The sequence below is a fragment of the Phenylobacterium terrae genome, assembly GCF_042681205.1.
GTDB lineage: Bacteria > Pseudomonadota > Alphaproteobacteria > Caulobacterales > Caulobacteraceae > Phenylobacterium > Phenylobacterium terrae.
Map to the genome: position 1 here is coordinate 253488 of NZ_JBHUEY010000012.1, position 16286 is coordinate 269773.

A 16286-nucleotide genomic window follows, 5' to 3' on the forward strand; every position below is an offset into this window, starting at 1 on the left:
CGCAGGGGAGGAAGGAGCTTAGCCCCGCCCGATCCGCTTGATCTCCCACTCGAGCTCGACGCCGAGCTTTTCCTTCACGTCGGCGCGGACGGCTTCGCCCAGGCCTTCAAGGTCGGCGGCGGTGGCCTCGCCGGTGTTGATCAGGAAGTTGGCGTGGAGGGGCGAGAACATGGCCCCGCCGAACGGCTTGCCGCGCCAGCCGGCGGCGTCGACCAGCTTCCAGGAGGAGTGGCCGGGCGGGTTCTTGAAGGTGGAGCCGCCGGTCTTCTCGCGGATCGGCTGGGTCTGCTCGCGGCGGGCGGTGATCTCGTCCATGCGGGCGGTGATGGCGGCGGGCTCGTCCGGACGCCCCTTGAACAGGGCGCCGGTGAAGATCAGGTCGCCCTTCGCCGCGCGGGCGGACTTGCGGTAGCTGAAGTCCATATCGGCGTTGGAGAGCGTGATCCGTTCGCCGGACCGGGTGACCGCATAGGCCTCGACCAGGACGTCCTTAGTCTCCGAGCCGTAGCAGCCGGCGTTCATGATGCAGGCGCCGCCCACCGACCCGGGCACGCCGCGGTAGAACTCCAGCCCCGCGATGCCGGCCTTGGCCGCCTCGCGCGCCAGGATGGCGTCGGGCACCGCCGCGCCGGCGAAGATGGTGGACTCGCCCCGCGCCTCGACCTTGGCAAAGGCGCGCCCGCCGAGACGGACCACCACGCCCTCCACGCCGCCGTCGCGGACCAGGGTGTTGGAGCCGACGCCCAGCGGCGTCACCGGCACGGCCGGATCGAGGCCCTTGAGGAAGCCTGAGAGGTCGTCCTCGTCCTCCGGCAGGAAGATGACGTCGGCCGGGCCGCCCACCCGGAACCAGGTGAAGGGCGCCAGCGGCTCGTCGAACAGCAGCTTGCCGCGGACGGCGGGCAGATCGTCCTTCCAGCTCATTCGGCGGCCGCGCCCAGCTGCTCGAGCTGGCCGGGCAACGCATAGGCCCAGCTGGTGATGTCCCCGGCCCCCAGGCAGACCACCAGGTCGCCGCTGCGGGCCTCCTCGCGAACCACGCGGGCCAGGTCGGCCGGGCCCTCCAGCGGCAGCACCCGGCGGTGGCCGTGGCGGCGCAGGCCCTCGACCAGGGCCTCGCGGCTGGCGCCTTCGATGGGCGCCTCGCCGGCCGCATAGACGTCGGCGACGATCACCACGTCGGCGTCGTTGAAGCAGTTGCAGAAGTCGCCGAACAGCTCCTTCAGGCGCGAGTAGCGGTGCGGCTGGACGACCGCCACCACCCGGCCGTTGGTGACCGCCCGGGCCGCCTTCAGCACGGCGGCGATCTCCACCGGATGGTGGCCGTAGTCGTCGATCACCCGCACCCCGTCGACGACGCCGACGCTGGTGAACCGGCGCTTGACGCCCTCGAAGCCCAGCAGGCCCCGGCGGATCGCCTCTTCCCGCACGCCCAGCTCCCGGGCCACGGCGATGGCGCCCAGGGCGTTCAGGACGTTGTGGTGCCCGGCCATCGGCAGGTGGAGGTCGGCCATTCGCGCGGCCTCCTCGTCGCCATGGGGGGCGATCACCGCGTCGAAGTGGGCCCCGTCGGCGCCCATGGAGATCTTCTCGGCCCGCACCTCGGCTTGCGGGTTGGTCCCGTAGGTAACGAGCCGCCGGTTCTCGACCCGCGCGGCCATGGCCCGCACCTCCGGGTGATCGGTGCAGACCGCCGCGAAGCCGTAGAAGGGGATGTTCTCGACGAAGTCCTGGAAGGCCTTCTTCACGGCTTCGAAGTCGCCGTAGTGGTCCAGGTGCTCGGGGTCGATGTTGGTGACCACCGCGACGGTGGACTTCAGCCGCAGGAAGGTGCCGTCGCTCTCGTCGGCCTCGACGACGATCCAGTCCCCCTGCCCGACCTTGGCGTTGGTCCCGTAGGCGTTGATGATCCCGCCGTTGACCACGGTCGGGTCGAGGCCCGCAGCGTCCAGCAGGGCCGCGACCATCGAGGTGGTCGTCGTCTTGCCGTGCGTGCCGCCCACCGCGATCGAGAACTGCAGCCGCATCAGCTCGGCCAGCATCTCGGCCCGGCGCACCAAGGGCACGCGCCGCTCGCGGGCGGCGAGGATCTCCGGATTGTCCGGCTTGACCGCGGTGGAATAGACGACCGCGTAGGCCCCCTCCACGTTGGCGCGGTCCTGGCCGATGAAGATCCTGGCGCCCAGGCCCGCCAGCCGCTCGGTGTTGGCGCTGGCCTTCAGGTCAGAGCCCTGCACCTGATAGCCGATGCGCAGCATGATCTCGGCGATGCCGCTCATGCCGATGCCCCCGATGCCCACGAAGTGGACGGGGCCGATCTCGAAGGGGACGGGGCGGCGGGTCATGGGGCCTTCCTAGCTCGCGTCAGTCCGGACGACTAGGTCCGCAGCGGGCGGGGTGACAGGTAGCGCCGTCCCGGCGCAACCAGTCACTGGAGAGCGTCGGTGACTGGTTGGGCGCAAGCCCTACCTGTCACCCATCCCTCGGCGGGGATGAGCGGCATTGAATTCAGCGCAGCCTCGCCGTCTCTTCCACCAGGTCCGCGAGCTTCTCGGCCGCGTCCGGCTGGGCCACAGACTTGGCCGAGGCGGCCATGCGGGCAAGGCGTTCGGGATCCTTCAGCAGGGCGTTCAGCGCGCCGGCCATGGAGTCCACGGTCACCTCGTCCTCCAGCGCGACGGCGGCGCCGCCGGCCTCCTCGAGCAGGCGGGCGTTGTAGCGCTGGTGGTCGTCGGTGGCGATCTTCAGCGGCACCAGGATGGCCGGCCGCCCCGCCACGGCCAGCTCGCAGCAGGTGGAGGCGCCGGCCCGGCCGATGACCAGATGCGCCTGGCCGAGTCGGCCGGCCATGTCCCGGAAGAAGGGGGCGATCTCGGCCTCGATGAGGGCGTCGCGGTAGGTGCGGCGGGCGACGTCCATCGACTCCGGCCGGCTCTGCTGCTGGACGATCAGCGCCATGCGCAGCGGCTCGGGCAGCTTGGCGATCGCCTGGGGCACGAGCTCTGAGAGCAGGCGCGCGCCCTGGCTGCCGCCAGTGATCAGCACCCGGATCCGGCCGCCGGGCTCGGGCGCCTGGTAGAGCGTGTTGAAGAGGGCGCGGATCTCGGGGCGGACCGGATTGCCCACCACGGTCGCGCGCGCCTTGGCCTTCGGATCGGCCTTCATCAGCGTCGGGAAGGCGCAGGCGATGCGGTCCACCTTCGGCGCGAGGTAGCGGTTTACGCGGCCCAGCACCGAGTTCTGTTCGTGGATCAGGGTCGGCCGCTTCTGCGCGATCGCCGCCAGCAGGGCCGGCAGGCTGGGATAGCCGCCGAAACCGACCACCACGGCCGGATCCAGCGTGCGGAACGCCTTGCGCGCCTGCAGCACGCCCTGCGCCACCGCCAGGCCCGCGCGGGCCATGCCGATGGGATCGCCGGCCTTGGCCGTGCGGGCGGACAGCGCGATGCGGTCATCGGCCGGGAACTTGTCGGCGTAGGCGGCCCCCCGCTCGTCGGTGGCCAGCACGATGCGCCAGCCGCGGGCGGCCAGCGCTTCGGCCAGCGCCTGTGCGGGGAAGAGATGGCCGCCGGTGCCCCCGGCGGCGACAACGGCCGTCTTGCCCATCGGACCTTTCGAACTCAAGCGAAGGCGTTCTGGCCGAGGCCGTCATGCACGTAGGCGCCCGGCCGGCGGCGCGTAAGCGCCAGCGCCATCCCCATGGTGAGGGCGATCGCCAGCATGGACGAGCCCCCGTAGGAGATGAACGGCAAGGTCATGCCCTTGGTCGGGATCATGTGCAGGTTCACGGCCACGTTGATGAAGGTCTGCTGGCCGATGAGCACGAACAGCCCCGCGGCCGCCACCTGCTCGAAAGGATCGGTCAGCTTCATGGCGCGGTAGAGGCCGCGGATCACGATGAAGGCGAACAGGCAGATCAGCAGCAGCGAGAAGATCAGGCCGTACTCCTCGGCGGCCACCGAGTAGATGAAGTCGGTGTGCAGGTCGGGCACGTGGCGCTTCATCACTCCTTCGCCCGGTCCACGACCGAACAGGCCGCCGGCGGCGATGGCCTCGGCCGCCCGGTCCACCTGGTGGGTGTCGGCCTGCTCCGGCTTCAGAAACCGGTCCACGCGGGACGCCACGTGGGGGAACAGGAAATAGGTGCTGGAGAGGCCCGCGATGGCCGCCCCGCCCATCAGCATCACCCAGGAGAGCGGCACGCCGGCCATCCAGAACGCCGCGCCGAAGGCGACGGTGATCAGCACCGTCTGGCCGACGTCCGGCTGGATCAGCAGCAGCCCGACGGAAAGGCCGTAGAGGGCGAAGGCGATCGAGACGCCCGGCACGCCCTGCCCCTTCTGACCCTCGGCGAACATCCAGGCGACCAGCACGATCAGCGCCGGCTTCATGAATTCCGACGGCTGGAAGGTGAAGCCGGCGATGTGGATCCACCGGGTGGCGCCCTTGGCCTCGTGGCCGATGAACGGCAGCGCCATCATCACCGCGATGGAGATCAGGTAGACGAAGAAGGCCGTTCGTCGGATCCCCCGCACGTCCATCATCGAGACGGACAGCAGCACGAAGGCCGCCGCCGCCGCGAACACGCTCTGGCGGACCGCAAAGTGGAAGGGGTCGCCGACGTTCATCCGGGCCGCCGCCGCCGGGCTGGCCGCGAACGACAGGAGGACGCCGAGGGCCAGGAGGATCGCCACCGCGCCCAGCAGCCACCGGTCCGTGGTCCACCACCACATCCCGACCTTGGACCGATCGGACCGGGCGAAGGCGTGCGCCTGATTGGCTTTCATCGAGCGACGGCTCCCGCAGGGGCGTGCATCAGCGCCTGGACGGCGGCCCGGAAGGCTTCGCCGCGCTCCTCGAAATCGGCGAACTGGTCGAAGGAGGCGCAGGCCGGCGAGAGCAGCACGATGGCGTCCTCGCCGCTGGCCGCCGCGTCGGCGTAGGCCTGGGCGACGGCCGCGGGGATGGTTCCGCTCTGCACGACGGACGCCTTGCCCTTCAGCGTCTGGGCGAAGGCGGGAGCGGCCTCGCCGACCAGGTAGGCCTTGGCGATGCGCGGAAAGAGATCCTGCAGAGCGTCGATGCCGCCGGTCTTCGGCTGGCCGCCGGCGATCCAGTAGAACTTGGGATAGCTCGACATCGCCTGGCGGGCGGCGTCGGCGTTGGTGGCCTTGGAGTCGTTGACGAAGCGGACGGCGCCGATCGTCCCGACGGTCTCCATCCGGTGCGCCAGGCCCGGGAAGCTCATCAGCCCCTCGGCGGCTTCCTCCGGCGAGATGCCGAGGCCGCGCGCGGCGGCGTAGGCGGCGGCGGCGTTCTGCCAGTTGTGGCGGCCGGGCAGGGAGCGGGCCCGCAGCAGGTCGGCCACCTCGACCGCCCGCTCGCCGGTGGCGTCGTAAAGCAGGCCCTGCAGGACGTAGGCGCCCCGGCCCATGGCCTTCGACGCGCTGATCGGCACGATGGTGCGGCGGTTGGCGGCGGTGATCTCGGTGCAGATCCGCTGGCCCCAGGGATCGTCCACGCCGATCACCGCGGTGTCGCCCTTGCCCTGGTTCAGCAAGACCCGGCGCTTGGCGGCCACATAGCCCTCCATGCCGCCGTGCCGCTCCAGGTGGTCGGGCGAGATGTTCAGCAGCACCGAGACGTCGGGCTTGAGGCTGGAGGTCAGGTCGAGCTGGTAGGAGCTCATCTCCAGCACGTAGACGGCGCCGCCGTGCATGTCCTCCAGGCCCAGGACGCCGACGCCGATGTTGCCGCCCATCCGCGTGTCGCGGCCTGCGCTGGCGCAGATGTGGGCGATCAGGGCGGTGGTGGTGGACTTGCCGTTGGTGCCGGTGATCGCCACGACCTTCGGCCGCTTGTGGTCGGGCGCGGCGTTCACGGTGCGGGCGAACAGCTCGATGTCACCGAGGATCTCGACCCCGTGGGCGCGGGCCCGCTCGACGGTCCAGTGCGGGGCCGGATGGGTCAGCGGCACGCCGGGCGAGAGCATCAGGGCGGCGAAGCGGCTCCAGTCGGCGGTCGTCAGGTCGACGACCGGCAGGCCCTCGGCTGCGGCCGCCTCGCGGGCGGCGGGTTTCTCGTCCCACAGCGCCACCTCGGCGCCGCCGGCCTGCAGCGCGCGCGCGGCCGCCAGGCCCGTGCGGGCCAGGCCGAACACGGCGACCGTTTTGCCTTCGAAGCCGCGGACCGGGATCATGACGCTACGACGCCCTCCCCTACCGCAACTTCAGGGTGGCGAGGCCGAGCATGGCCAGGATGAAGGCGATGATCCAGAAGCGGATCACCACCGTGCTCTCCGACCAGCCGAGCTTCTCGAAATGGTGGTGGATCGGGGCCATCAGGAAGACCCGCTTGCCCGTCAGCTTGAACGAGGCGACCTGGATCATCACCGACAGCGTCTCGAGGACGAACAGGCCCCCGATGATGCCCATGACGATCTCGTGCTTGGTCGAGACCGCCACCACGCCGATGCCGCCGCCCAGGGCGAGCGAACCGGTGTCGCCCATGAAGATCTTGGCCGGCGGGGCGTTGTACCAGAGGAAGCCCAGGCCGGCGCCGATCATCGCCCCGCAGAACACCGCCACCTCGCCGACCCCCGGCACGAAGTGGACCTGCAGGTACTCGGCGAAGACGAAGTTGCCGACCAGGTAGGCGATGACCCCGAAGGCGGCCGCGGCGATCATCACCGGCACGATGGCCAGGCCGTCCAGGCCGTCGGTGAAGTTCACCGCATTGGCCGCGCCGACGATGATGAAGCCGCCGAACAGCGCATAGAGCCAGCCGACGTCGAACAGCGCCTCCTTGAAGAACGGGAAGGCGATGGAGGTGGGCAGGTCGGGGCTCTCGGGCGGGCGGCCGCCGAACTGGACGATCAGCAGCACGGCGACGATGGCGATCAGCCATTCCATGCCGAACCGCAGCTTGCCGGAGACGCCCTCGGTGCTCTGCTTGGTGACCTTGGCGTAGTCGTCCAGGAAGCCGAGGATGCCGAAGCTGCCGGTGACCATCACCGCGGCCCAGACATAGACGTTGGACAGGTCCGACCACAAAAGGGTGCCGATCAGCAGGCCGGCCAGGATCATCACCCCGCCCATGGTCGGCGTGCCGGCCTTCTCGATGACGTGGCGCTCGATGCCGTCCTTGCGGATCGGCTGGCCCTTGCCCTGCTTGGCCTGCATCCAGCGGATGAAGCGGCTGCCCATGGCCACGACGACGAACAGGGCCGTGAAGATGGCCATGCCGGTCCGGAAGGTCAGGTACTTGAAAAGGTTGAGCAGCGGAAAGGCGTCGGCGTACTGCTGCCCGAAGCGCTCGTAGAGCAGATAGAGCATCAGCCGCCCTCCCCAGGTCCGCGGCCGAGCGCCTTCAGGGCGGCGGCGACCACCCCGGCTTTCGACCCGTTCGAACCCTTGACCATCACCAGATCGCCGGGCTCTGCGGCCCGTGCGACCAGCGGCGCCAGCGTCGCCGCGTCTTCGGCGTACGCGCCTCGCCGAGTCGGTGGAAGTGCGTCGAAAAGGGATTTCATCTGCGGCCCGGCGCAGAACACGAGGTCGATCCCGGCCTGCTCCAGAGGGGCCGCAAGTCCGGCGTGGAAGGCGGGGCCCTCGGCCCCCAGCTCCAGCATGTCGGTCAGCGCGACGATCCGCCGCCCCGAGGTCTTGCGCGCGCCCAGCGTCTTGAACGCGGCGGCCATCGAGATCGGGTTGGCGTTGTAGCTCTCGTCGATCAGCGTGAAGGCCCCTCCGGCGATCTTCACCTCGGTCTCGGCGCCGCGGCCCTCCAGCGGCTCGAAGCTGCCGAGCGCGGCCAGGCTGTCGGAGAGGTCGACGCCGAGCGCCTCCAGCATCAGCAGCACGGCCATGCTGTTGAGGCCCCAGTGGAAGCCGGTCTGCAGGATCGGGAAGTCGAGCCCTTTGCCGTGCAGGCGCGCCTGGACGAGGGCGTGGCCGGCCGCGGGCTGGAAGTCGATCAGCCGGGCGTCGCAGCCCTCGGTCGTGCCGAAGGTGACCACGCGGGCGCCGATCTTCTCGGCTTCCGCCTTCAGGAGGTCGAACCACCGGTTGTCCGCGTTCAGCACCGCCAGGCCGCCAGGCTCCAGGCCGGCGAAGATCTCCGCCTTGGCGCGGGCGACGCCCGTCTCGCCGTCGGGGAAGTTCTCCACGTGCACCGGCCCGACGGTGGTGATCACCGCCGCGTGCGGGCGGACCATCTGCGACAGCGGGACGATCTCGCCGGCGTGGTTCATGCCGATCTCGAACACCGCCCGCTGCGTCGCGCGCGGCATCCGGGCCAGCGTCAGCGGCACGCCGATGTGGTTGTTGTAGCTCTTCACCGAGCTGTGGGCGGGACCGGCCAGCGTCAGGCCGGCGCGTATCGCCTGGGTGACGCTGGTCTTGCCGACCGAGCCGGTGACCGCGCCGCGGCGCGCCTTCGGCGCACGAACGCGGGCTGCTTCCCCGAGCTTTTCCAGCGCCTTGAGCGTGTCTTCGACGACGACGCCCGCGCCGTTGGTGGCCTGGGAGACCAGCACGCCCGCGGCGCCCTTGGCCAGCGCCTGGTCGACGAACTCATGTCCGTCGCGCACGCCGGCCAGGGCCACGAACAGGTCGCCCGGCTCGATGGTGCGGGTGTCGATGGAGACGCCGGTCGCGGAAAAGCCCGCGCCCTGCGGCGTCCCGCCCGTGGCGGCGAGGATCTCGTCGGCGGTCCAGAGGGGCTCAGCCACGGGCCGCCTCCAGCGCTTCGCGGACCTCGGCGACGTCGTTGAAGGGGTGAACCACGGCGCCGATGGTCTGGCCCTCTTCGTGTCCCTTGCCGGCGACGATGAGGACGTCGCCGTCGGAGAGCTCGGCCACGGCGGCCCGGATCGCCGCGCGCCGGTCGCCGATCTCGCGCGCCCCCTTTGCGCCGGCCAGGATCTCGGCGCGGATGGCGGCGGGGTCCTCGGTGCGGGGATTGTCGTCGGTGACGATGGCCAGGTCGGCCAGCCGCACGGCGATCTCGCCCATGATCGGCCGCTTGCCGCGGTCGCGGTCGCCGCCGGCCCCGAACACCACCATCAGCCGGCCGCGCACGTGGGGCCGGAGCGCCTTCAGCACCGTCTCCAGGCCGTCGGGGGTGTGGGCGTAGTCGACGTAGGCCTCGCCGCCCTTCGGCCCGCGCCCCACCCGCTGCAGCCGGCCCGGCGCGCCTTCCAGATGGGCCAGAGCTTCCAGCACGGCGGCGACGTCCTCGCCGGTGGCGATGCACAGCCCCGCCGCCACCAGGGCATTGGAGGCCTGGTAGCCGCCCACCAGCGGCAGGGCGACCTGGTAGGTCTTCCCTTCCGCCTCGATCGTCAGGCGCTGGCCCTCCGGCGTCGGCTCCCGGGCGACGAGCTTCAGCCCCTGGCCGTTTTCGCCGACCGAGAAGACCGTATGCCCCGCCTGCACCGCCGCCGCGGCGAAGGCCGGGTAGGCGTCGGAGTCGGCGTTCAGAACTGCCGTCCCGCCACGGGTCAGCAAGGTCTCGAACAGGCGCAGCTTGGCGGCCAGGTAGGCCTCCATGGTGCCGTGGTAGTCGAGATGGTCCTGGGTGAGGTTCAGGAACCCGGCGGCGGTCAGCTTCACTCCGTCCAGCCGGCGCTGGTCGATGCCGTGCGACGAGGCCTCCAGGGCCAGGTGGGTGACGCCCTTGCCGACCAGCTCGGAGAGCAGCTCGGCGACGTCGGCGGCGTCCGGCGTGGTCAGGCCGGGCGGCGTCAGCTGCTCGTCGGCCGTGCGCACGCCCAGGGTGCCCATGCTCGCGCCCTTCCGGCCGAGGCGGGTGTAGATCTGCCGGCAGAAGGTCGCGACCGAGGTCTTGCCGTTGGTGCCGGTCACCGCCACGCAGACGTCCGGCTGGGCGCCGAAGTAGGCCGCCGCCGCCAGGGCGTAGGCCCGGCGCGGGTCGGGGGTGACGATGGTCGGCGCGCTCGCGCCCTCGATCTCGGCCTCGGCGATCACCGCCGCGGCGCCCTGGGCCAGCGCCTGCTGGGCGAAGGCGCGGCCGTCCACCTTGGTCCCCGGCAGGGCGGCGAACAGCGACCCCGGCTTCACCTTGCGGCTGTCGGCCGTGACGCCGGTGATCTCCGGGTCCTGCGCCAGGTCGCGGCGCACCAGTTCGGAAAGCCTGCGCGCCATCAGCGTTCGGCTCCGGCCAGCTTGCCCGCGGCGACGAGGTCCGGCTCGGCGAGATCGGACACGCGCTGGACGCCCAGCACCGGGCCGATGCGGTCGATCACGCGGCCCGCGGTCGGGGCCGCGGTCCAGCCGCCGGTGGCGAAGCCGAAGGTCTCCTTGGTGCCCTTCGGCTCGTCCATCATGATCAGGACGAAGTAGCGGTCGGCCTCCAGGGGCCCGTCCGCCGGGAACACGGCGGCGAACGAGGCGACCAGCTTGTCGCGCTGGTAGCCGCCGCGGCCGGGCTTCTCGGCCGAGCCCGTCTTGCCGCCGACCCGCAGGCCCTCGGCGTTGGCCTTGCCGCCGGTCCCGTGCACGACGTTGGCGCGCATCAGGTCGAGCATGGCCTTGGAGGTCTCCTCGCTGATCACCCGCCGGCCCCGCGGCCGCTCGCCGTCGGCGACGGGCTTGATGGTCAGCGGCACGTAGGTGCCGCCGTTCAGCACCGCGCCCATGCCCGCGGCCACCGCCAGCGGCGTCACCGAGATCGCGTGGCCGAACGAGGCCGAGGCCAGGGTGTTGGGGTCCCACTTGCTGGGCGTGATCGGCCGGGCGGACTCCCGCAGCTCGATGGGAGCGGCCTCCAGCAGGCCGAAGTCCTTGTAGTACTTCAGCATGGTGTTCGCCCCGGCCATCAGGGCGATGCGGCTGGTGCCGATGTTGGACGAGTGCATGAAGACGTCCGCCACCGTCATGGCGCGGTTCTCGGCGTGGTAGTCGCGCACCGACCGGCCGGCCATCTTCAGCGGCGAGGAGGCGTCGATCACCGAGCCGATGTTGACGGTCCCGGAATCCAGCCCCATGGCCACCGAGAAGACCTTCATGATCGAGCCCATCTCGTAGACCGAGGCGCCGGCCCGGTTCGTCAGGGCGTCGGCGCTGGCGCGCCCCGGCTCGTTGGGGTCGTAGGTCGGCCAGCTGGCCAGGCCGAGGACCTCGCCCGTATGGACGTTGGTCACGATGCCGACGGCGCCCTTCACCGAGTGGATCTGGGCCGTCTTGAACAGCTCCTCCTCGAGGGCGGCCTGGACCCGAAGATCGATCGAGAGCGGCACGGTCGAACCGGGCTTGGCGCCGCGCACCGCCTGGTTCAGCGCGAACTCGGCGCCCGAGAGACCCTCGCCCCCGGTGTCCGAGAAGCCGATCAGGTGGGCGGCGGTCTGGCCCAACGGATAGATCCTGCGCTGCTCCGGCTCGAAACTCACGCCGGGCAGGCCCAGTTCGTAAATCTTCGCCTTCTCCGTCGGATTGAGGCCGCCGAACACGAACCCGCGGCGCCCCGAGCGCAGCACCTTGTCCAGCCTGGCGGGCGACATCTCCGGCACGCGGGTCAGCAGCAGCCGGCGCGTCTGTTCCACTTCCCAGACCTCGGTCGGGTCGACGTAGAGCCCGTAGTGCAGCAGGTCCGCGGCCAGCATCCGGCCGTTGCGGTCGACGAGGTCGGCGCGGGCGGCGGTCGCCCAGCGGTAGCCGCCCCCCTGGTCCAGCCCGGAGAACACCGCCGCCCGGGTCGCGCCGATCGCCAGCGAAGCGAAGGCGAAGGCGAACAGGGCGAGCAGGAAGAAGATCCGGATGCGGGTGTCGTCCTCGGCCTTGTCCGAGGCGCGCGCGCGCTCGAAGGCGCGCTCCAGGCTCCAGAAGCCGCCGGTCAGCCAGCGCCGGCGCGGGGGCCCCTCGTATCCGGGATGGGCGACGGTCATTGGCCGGCCTCCAGGACAGGCGCGGCCGGAACGGCGGCGGGCGGCGGCGGGGCTGCGATCGCAGGCTTGGCGGGCGCGGCGGCCTTCGGCTTGGCCTTGGCGGCCTTCTCGGCGATCTCGTCGAGCTGTTCGGTCGTCGCCTCGTTCTTGGCGGTCGCCGGGACCATGCCGAGATAGGCCTGGCTGAGCTGGCCAATCCGGGCCGGCTGCTCCAGGTGGCTGACCTCGGCCTCCAGCAGGCGGATGCGGCCGCGCTCGGCGGCGATCTGGCGCTCAATGCGGGCGATCTCGGCCCGCTCGCGGCCGGCGATGGTCTTGGCCAGGTAGACGCCCAGGACCAGCGCGGCCAGCAGCCCCAGGGCCACCACGTCCACCAGCTTGAAGCCGCGGACCTTGCGATCGAGCAGGCTCATGCCGCCCTCCTCCAGACGGGGGCTTCGGTGCGGACGGCGGCGCGCAGCTTGGCCGAGCGGGCCCGGGGGTTGGCCGCGACCTCGGCCTCCGAGGGGGCGCGGGCGCCGTTGAACAGCAGGCGGAAGCTCGGCTCCGCCCCACGCGCGGCGGGCGGGGCGTGGCGGGAGCCGGCGGGGGTCTTTCCGGCGCGTTCGGCCAGGAAGCTCTTCACGATGCGGTCTTCCAGCGAGTGGAAAGTGACGACGGCGAGCCGGCCCTCGGGCTTCAGCGCGCGTTCGGCCGCCGCAAGTCCCGCCTCCAGCTCGGAAAGCTCCTCGTTGACCGCGATTCTGAGCGCCTGGAACGCACGCGTCGCAGGATGCGTCTTCGCGCCGCGACGCCCGCCCAGGGCCTGCTCGATGAACTCCGCCAGCTCGACGGTGCGGGTGAAGGGCTGGCTCGCGCGCCGGCGGGCGATGGCGGCGGCGATGCGGCGCGACTGCCGCTCCTCGCCGTAGACGAAGATGATGCGCGCAAGCTCGGCCGGATCGGCCTCGTTGACTAGGTCGGCGGCGGTCGGCCCCTCCCCGCCCATGCGCATGTCCAGCGGCCCGTCGCGCATGAACGAGAAGCCGCGCTCGGCTTCGTCGAGCTGCATGGACGAGACGCCGAGGTCCAGGGCGACGCCCTCGACCGCCCCCTCCCCCACCTCGTCGGCCATGCGCGAGAACGTCGCCTCGACCAGCCGGAAGGCCTCGGGATCCAGGCCCTCGGCGAACCGCGCCGCGGTGGGGTCGCGGTCGAAGGCGACGACGCGGGCGCCGCGAGCGAGGAAGGCGCGGGTGTAGCCGCCGGCCCCGAAGGTGCCGTCGACGATGGTCTTGCCGGCGGCCGGCTCGAGGGCCTCGACCACTTCGTCGATCAGGACGGGCGCGTGGGGGCTGGTCACTGGGCCCCTCCGGCGCGGGCGGCGCGTTGCTGCGCGCGCAGCTGGGCCAGGCCCTCGCGGGCCAGCTCGCGCTGGGCGGCGCGGTGGGCCTGGAAGGCCTCGCGCTGCCAGATCTGGAAACGGTCGCCGAGCCCGACGATCACCACCCAGTCGGTGAGGCCGAACATGTCGCACAGGCTTTCCGGCAGGGTGATCCGGCCGGCGGTGTCGAAGGACAGCTTGGCCATGCCGCCGAGCACCGAGGTCTCAAGCGCGCTGCGCAGGGAATCGCCGAAATCCAGCTCCTCGATCACGCCCATGTAGCGGTCGAACAGCGCCTTGCCGCCGCCTTCGATGCAGTCGGCCTCGATGGAGGGGAAGCAGAACACGCCCTCGAAGGGCCCCGCGGCCAGGGCGCGGAAATCCTGCGGCACCACCAGGCGCCGCTTGGCGTCCAATTGTTTCTCGAAGGTCGAGAGAAACATCCCGCCTGCCGCCCCATCACCCGGCCGTTGCACCCGCACAGCCCCCCGGCGCGGCGCAAATCGCTAAAGCTCAGCCAACGGTGATTGGGTTAACACGGGATTGAATGGGACACAATGACTCCAAACCGCGATTCTGCGGCGAAACAAAGATGTCGCGACCCATTTTAGTTAACGGCTATAAAGCATTCACAGAACATACATGGAACTTGTTAAGCATACCCGCTCTGGGCGCGGCGAAGCTTAACGGCTGGGGCCGGCGTGTGGCGGGCCGCCGGTGTCAGTACGTCCCAACGGCTGGCTGTGACGGGTTGGGCATAAGCCCTACCTGGCGCCTCTCACGGCGCGGCGTGACAGGTCGCGCCCTGCGGGGCCGCAACCAGTCACCGGCTGGTGTCAGCGCGTCCCATTCGATCGAGGAAAAACGGACCAGACGGCCTGTAAGCCGGGTTCTGTGCCGCCCGCCGGAGCGGGCGCGGCGATCATTCCTCTGGACCGCTCCTCGCGGAGCGGTTCTCGCGACCTACCCGGGCGTCTCGGGCCGGCGACAGCCCTGCCGGAGGGGTCTCCGGCGCAACGCCCCTATTCGGTCTTGCTCCTGGCGGGGCTTGCCGTGCCGCCTCTGTTGCCAGAGACGCGGTGCGCTCTTACCGCACCCTTTCACCCTTACCCGCGCTCGAAGGCGAAGGCGGTTTGCTTTCTGTGGCGCTATCCCTGGGGTCGCCCCCGGCGGGCGTTACCCGCCGCCATGTCGTCGTGGAGCCCGGACTTTCCTCGAGCTTGCGCCCGCGATCGCCCGGCCGTCTGGTCCGAGGCGGAAGGTGGGGAGATGCGGTCTCTGGGTCAACCCAGACGTCAGGCGGCCAGCCTGAGCAGCGCGATCAGCCGCGCCCGGGTCTCGCCGTCGGCGATCCCGTCCACCCGCTCCGGCCGCCAGTGGCGCTGGAAGGCCTTGACGATGGTGGTGGTGTCGGCGTCGAACCGGCCCGAGGGCGGGCAGTCATAGCCGAGGCGGGTGAGACCGGCCTGGAAGGCGAAGACCCCGGCCCCCTCCTCCCCTTCGGCCAGCGCCGCGCCGGGCGCGGGCGCCGGCTCGACCCACAGGCCGTGGCCTTCCTCGGCCAGCCGCTTCCAGGGGAACAGCTCGCCGGGGTCGATCTTGCGGTTCGGGGCCACGTCGGAGTGGCCGACGATGTTGCGGTCTTCGATGGTCCAGCGGCTGCGGATGTCCGCCACCAGCTCCAGAACCGCGGCGACCTGCGCTTCGGGGAACGGCCGGTAGCCGAACTCGTGGCCCGGGTTGACGATCTCGATGCCGATCGAGGCGTGGTTCACGTTGCGCTCGCCGCGCCAGAAGGAGACGCCCGCATGCCAGGCCCGCCGCTCCTCGGGCACCAGTCGGAAGATCCGGCCGTCCTCCTCCACCAGATAGTGTGACGAGACGCCGGCCTCTTCGGAGCGCAGGCGCTCCAGCGCCGCCTCGCCGGTCTGCATGCCGGTGTAGTGCAGCACCAGCATCCATGGCGGGGCGGTGCGCTCGTCGAAGTTGGGCGAAGGCGCCTCGATGAAGGTCACTGGTCTCGGTTCCTGACAGCCAAGAGAAGCGGCATGACCCGGTTGGGCCGAAGCGCGATGATCAGCACCCCGGCGAGCGCCAGGGCCGTCCCCGCCGCCATCCGCCACCCGAAGGGATCGTTCGTCACCAGCACGCCGAGCAGGATGGTGGCGAGCGGCGTCATCAGGGTCAACGGGCTGATCAGGTTGGCGTCGTGGCGCTGGATCAGGCCGTAGTAGGCGGTGTGGGCGATCACCGAGACGACCACCGCCGAGAACACCACCGCCGCGGCGAACGGCCAGCCGGCCGCGATGGCGGCGTGATGGGCCCCGGGCTCGAACCAGAGCGTCAGCGCGGTCAGGGGGAAGATGGAGGAAAAGCCCACCCACGCCTGGAACTGCAGGGGCTTTACGCCCTCCACCTGCTTCATCATCACCGCCCCGAGCGAGCCCAGGAAGGCGGCGAGCGCGATGTAGATCAGGCCGACGGAGATGGCGAAGCCGTCCGGGTTCCACATCACCAGCATGGCCCCGGCGAAGGTCAGGGCGATGCCGATCCCCCGCCGCCAGCGCAGCTTCTCGCCAAGGATCAGCCACGACAGCAGCGTGGTCATCGGCACGCCCAGCTGCAGCACCACCGCCGCGGCCGAGGGCGTGGAGGTCTTCAGGCCGACGAAGAACACCGCGAAATTTCCTCCGCCCATCAGCAGCGCCACCACCACCACCCGCCAGAGCGGCCGCGGCGCCGGGAACAGCCAGGGCAGCGTGATCGCCGCCACCAGCGCAAAGCGCACCGCCGCATAGAACAGCGGCGGCGTGGCCAGGTCGCTGACCACCAGCTTGGAGATGATGTTGTTGAGCGCCCACAGCAGGCACACGCCTACCAGCAGGGCGAAGTCGCGCAGGGGCATCGGCGCCCGTTAGGCCGCTTTCACGGCGGCTGGCAACTCACGCTGTGCAACTCTTTCCGTCATCCCGGACGCGCCGCAGGCGCGATCCGTGACCCAGGGGTCCGGGAACTGGG

At 71.0% G+C, this 16286-nt stretch carries 14 protein-coding genes and 1 other RNA gene; all 15 read right to left on the bottom strand.

Going from position 1 to position 16286, the window contains the following annotated elements; all coding sequences use genetic code 11:
• Positions 1-18 precede the first annotated feature (18 nt).
• Entirely contained in the window at positions 19-924 is a 906-nt protein-coding gene (gene murB / locus ACFSC0_RS20770) for a UDP-N-acetylmuramate dehydrogenase (protein WP_377283416.1), read from the bottom strand.
• Positions 921-2345: a UDP-N-acetylmuramate--L-alanine ligase gene (murC, locus tag ACFSC0_RS20775; RefSeq protein WP_377283417.1), complete on the bottom strand. Its 1425-nt coding sequence runs from the start codon at positions 2343-2345 to the stop codon at positions 921-923. The genes murB and murC overlap by 4 nt, the downstream gene beginning before the upstream one ends.
• 163 nt (positions 2346-2508) lie before the next feature.
• Positions 2509-3606: an undecaprenyldiphospho-muramoylpentapeptide beta-N-acetylglucosaminyltransferase gene (murG, locus tag ACFSC0_RS20780; RefSeq protein ID WP_377283418.1), complete on the bottom strand. Its 1098-nt coding sequence runs from the start codon at positions 3604-3606 to the stop codon at positions 2509-2511.
• Positions 3607-3620: 14 nt separating this feature from the next.
• Positions 3621-4787, bottom strand: a complete 1167-nt coding sequence (ftsW, locus tag ACFSC0_RS20785) for a putative lipid II flippase FtsW (protein ID WP_377283419.1) — start codon at positions 4785-4787, stop codon at positions 3621-3623.
• On the bottom strand, positions 4784-6199 hold the full coding sequence (gene murD, locus ACFSC0_RS20790; protein ID WP_377283420.1) for a UDP-N-acetylmuramoyl-L-alanine--D-glutamate ligase: 1416 nt from the start codon (positions 6197-6199) through the stop codon (positions 4784-4786). The genes ftsW and murD overlap by 4 nt, the downstream gene beginning before the upstream one ends.
• Before the next feature lie 19 nt (positions 6200-6218).
• Positions 6219-7334 (bottom strand): phospho-N-acetylmuramoyl-pentapeptide-transferase, encoded by a 1116-nt coding sequence (gene mraY, locus ACFSC0_RS20795; protein WP_377283421.1) that lies wholly within the window; start codon positions 7332-7334, stop codon positions 6219-6221.
• Positions 7334-8731 (bottom strand): UDP-N-acetylmuramoyl-tripeptide--D-alanyl-D-alanine ligase, encoded by a 1398-nt coding sequence (locus tag ACFSC0_RS20800; RefSeq protein WP_377283422.1) that lies wholly within the window; start codon positions 8729-8731, stop codon positions 7334-7336. Before ACFSC0_RS20800 ends, mraY begins: the two co-directional genes overlap by 1 nt.
• Positions 8724-10166, bottom strand: coding sequence for a UDP-N-acetylmuramoyl-L-alanyl-D-glutamate--2,6-diaminopimelate ligase (locus ACFSC0_RS20805; RefSeq protein WP_377283423.1), 1443 nt, complete (start codon positions 10164-10166; stop codon positions 8724-8726). Before ACFSC0_RS20805 ends, ACFSC0_RS20800 begins: the two co-directional genes overlap by 8 nt.
• Complete coding sequence (locus ACFSC0_RS20810) at positions 10166-11905, bottom strand: peptidoglycan D,D-transpeptidase FtsI family protein (protein ID WP_377283424.1); 1740 nt, start codon at positions 11903-11905, stop codon at positions 10166-10168. The genes ACFSC0_RS20805 and ACFSC0_RS20810 overlap by 1 nt, the downstream gene beginning before the upstream one ends.
• Complete coding sequence (ftsL, locus tag ACFSC0_RS20815; protein ID WP_377283425.1) at positions 11902-12318, bottom strand: cell division protein FtsL; 417 nt, start codon at positions 12316-12318, stop codon at positions 11902-11904. Before ftsL ends, ACFSC0_RS20810 begins: the two co-directional genes overlap by 4 nt.
• Positions 12315-13247 carry a 16S rRNA (cytosine(1402)-N(4))-methyltransferase RsmH gene (gene rsmH, locus ACFSC0_RS20820; RefSeq protein WP_377283426.1) on the bottom strand — a complete coding sequence of 311 codons (933 nt, stop codon included), beginning with the start codon at positions 13245-13247 and terminating at the stop codon, positions 12315-12317. Before rsmH ends, ftsL begins: the two co-directional genes overlap by 4 nt.
• Positions 13244-13711, bottom strand: coding sequence for a division/cell wall cluster transcriptional repressor MraZ (locus ACFSC0_RS20825; RefSeq protein ID WP_377283427.1), 468 nt, complete (start codon positions 13709-13711; stop codon positions 13244-13246). Before ACFSC0_RS20825 ends, rsmH begins: the two co-directional genes overlap by 4 nt.
• A 422-nt stretch (positions 13712-14133) precedes the next feature.
• An RNA gene (gene rnpB, locus ACFSC0_RS20830) (RNase P RNA component class A) lies at positions 14134-14516 on the bottom strand.
• Positions 14517-14563: 47 nt separating this feature from the next.
• Positions 14564-15226: an N-acetylmuramoyl-L-alanine amidase gene (locus tag ACFSC0_RS20835; protein WP_377283956.1), complete on the bottom strand. Its 663-nt coding sequence runs from the start codon at positions 15224-15226 to the stop codon at positions 14564-14566.
• Between the two features lie 53 nt (positions 15227-15279).
• Entirely contained in the window at positions 15280-16173 is an 894-nt protein-coding gene (locus ACFSC0_RS20840) for a DMT family transporter (RefSeq protein WP_377283428.1), read from the bottom strand.
• Positions 16174-16286 lie beyond the last annotated feature (113 nt).

Excerpts from the sequence above, each read along its gene's own strand:
- ACFSC0_RS20810 (WP_377283424.1), bottom strand. The coding sequence starts at position 11,905 with ATGACCGTCGCCCATCCCGGATACGAGGGGCCCCCGCGCCGGCGCTGG.
- murC (WP_377283417.1), bottom strand. The coding sequence starts at position 2,345 with ATGACCCGCCGCCCCGTCCCCTTCGAGATCGGCCCCGTCCACTTCGTG.
- murG (WP_377283418.1), bottom strand. The coding sequence starts at position 3,606 with ATGGGCAAGACGGCCGTTGTCGCCGCCGGGGGCACCGGCGGCCATCTC.
- ACFSC0_RS20825 (WP_377283427.1), bottom strand. The coding sequence starts at position 13,711 with ATGTTTCTCTCGACCTTCGAGAAACAATTGGACGCCAAGCGGCGCCTG.
- mraY (WP_377283421.1), bottom strand. The coding sequence starts at position 7,334 with ATGCTCTATCTGCTCTACGAGCGCTTCGGGCAGCAGTACGCCGACGCC.
- ftsL (WP_377283425.1), bottom strand. The coding sequence starts at position 12,318 with ATGAGCCTGCTCGATCGCAAGGTCCGCGGCTTCAAGCTGGTGGACGTG.
- murD (WP_377283420.1), bottom strand. The coding sequence starts at position 6,199 with ATGATCCCGGTCCGCGGCTTCGAAGGCAAAACGGTCGCCGTGTTCGGC.
- ACFSC0_RS20805 (WP_377283423.1), bottom strand. The coding sequence starts at position 10,166 with ATGGCGCGCAGGCTTTCCGAACTGGTGCGCCGCGACCTGGCGCAGGAC.
- ACFSC0_RS20835 (WP_377283956.1), bottom strand. The coding sequence starts at position 15,226 with ATGCTGGTGCTGCACTACACCGGCATGCAGACCGGCGAGGCGGCGCTG.
- ftsW (WP_377283419.1), bottom strand. The coding sequence starts at position 4,787 with ATGAAAGCCAATCAGGCGCACGCCTTCGCCCGGTCCGATCGGTCCAAG.
- ACFSC0_RS20840 (WP_377283428.1), bottom strand. The coding sequence starts at position 16,173 with ATGCCCCTGCGCGACTTCGCCCTGCTGGTAGGCGTGTGCCTGCTGTGG.
- murB (WP_377283416.1), bottom strand. The coding sequence starts at position 924 with ATGAGCTGGAAGGACGATCTGCCCGCCGTCCGCGGCAAGCTGCTGTTC.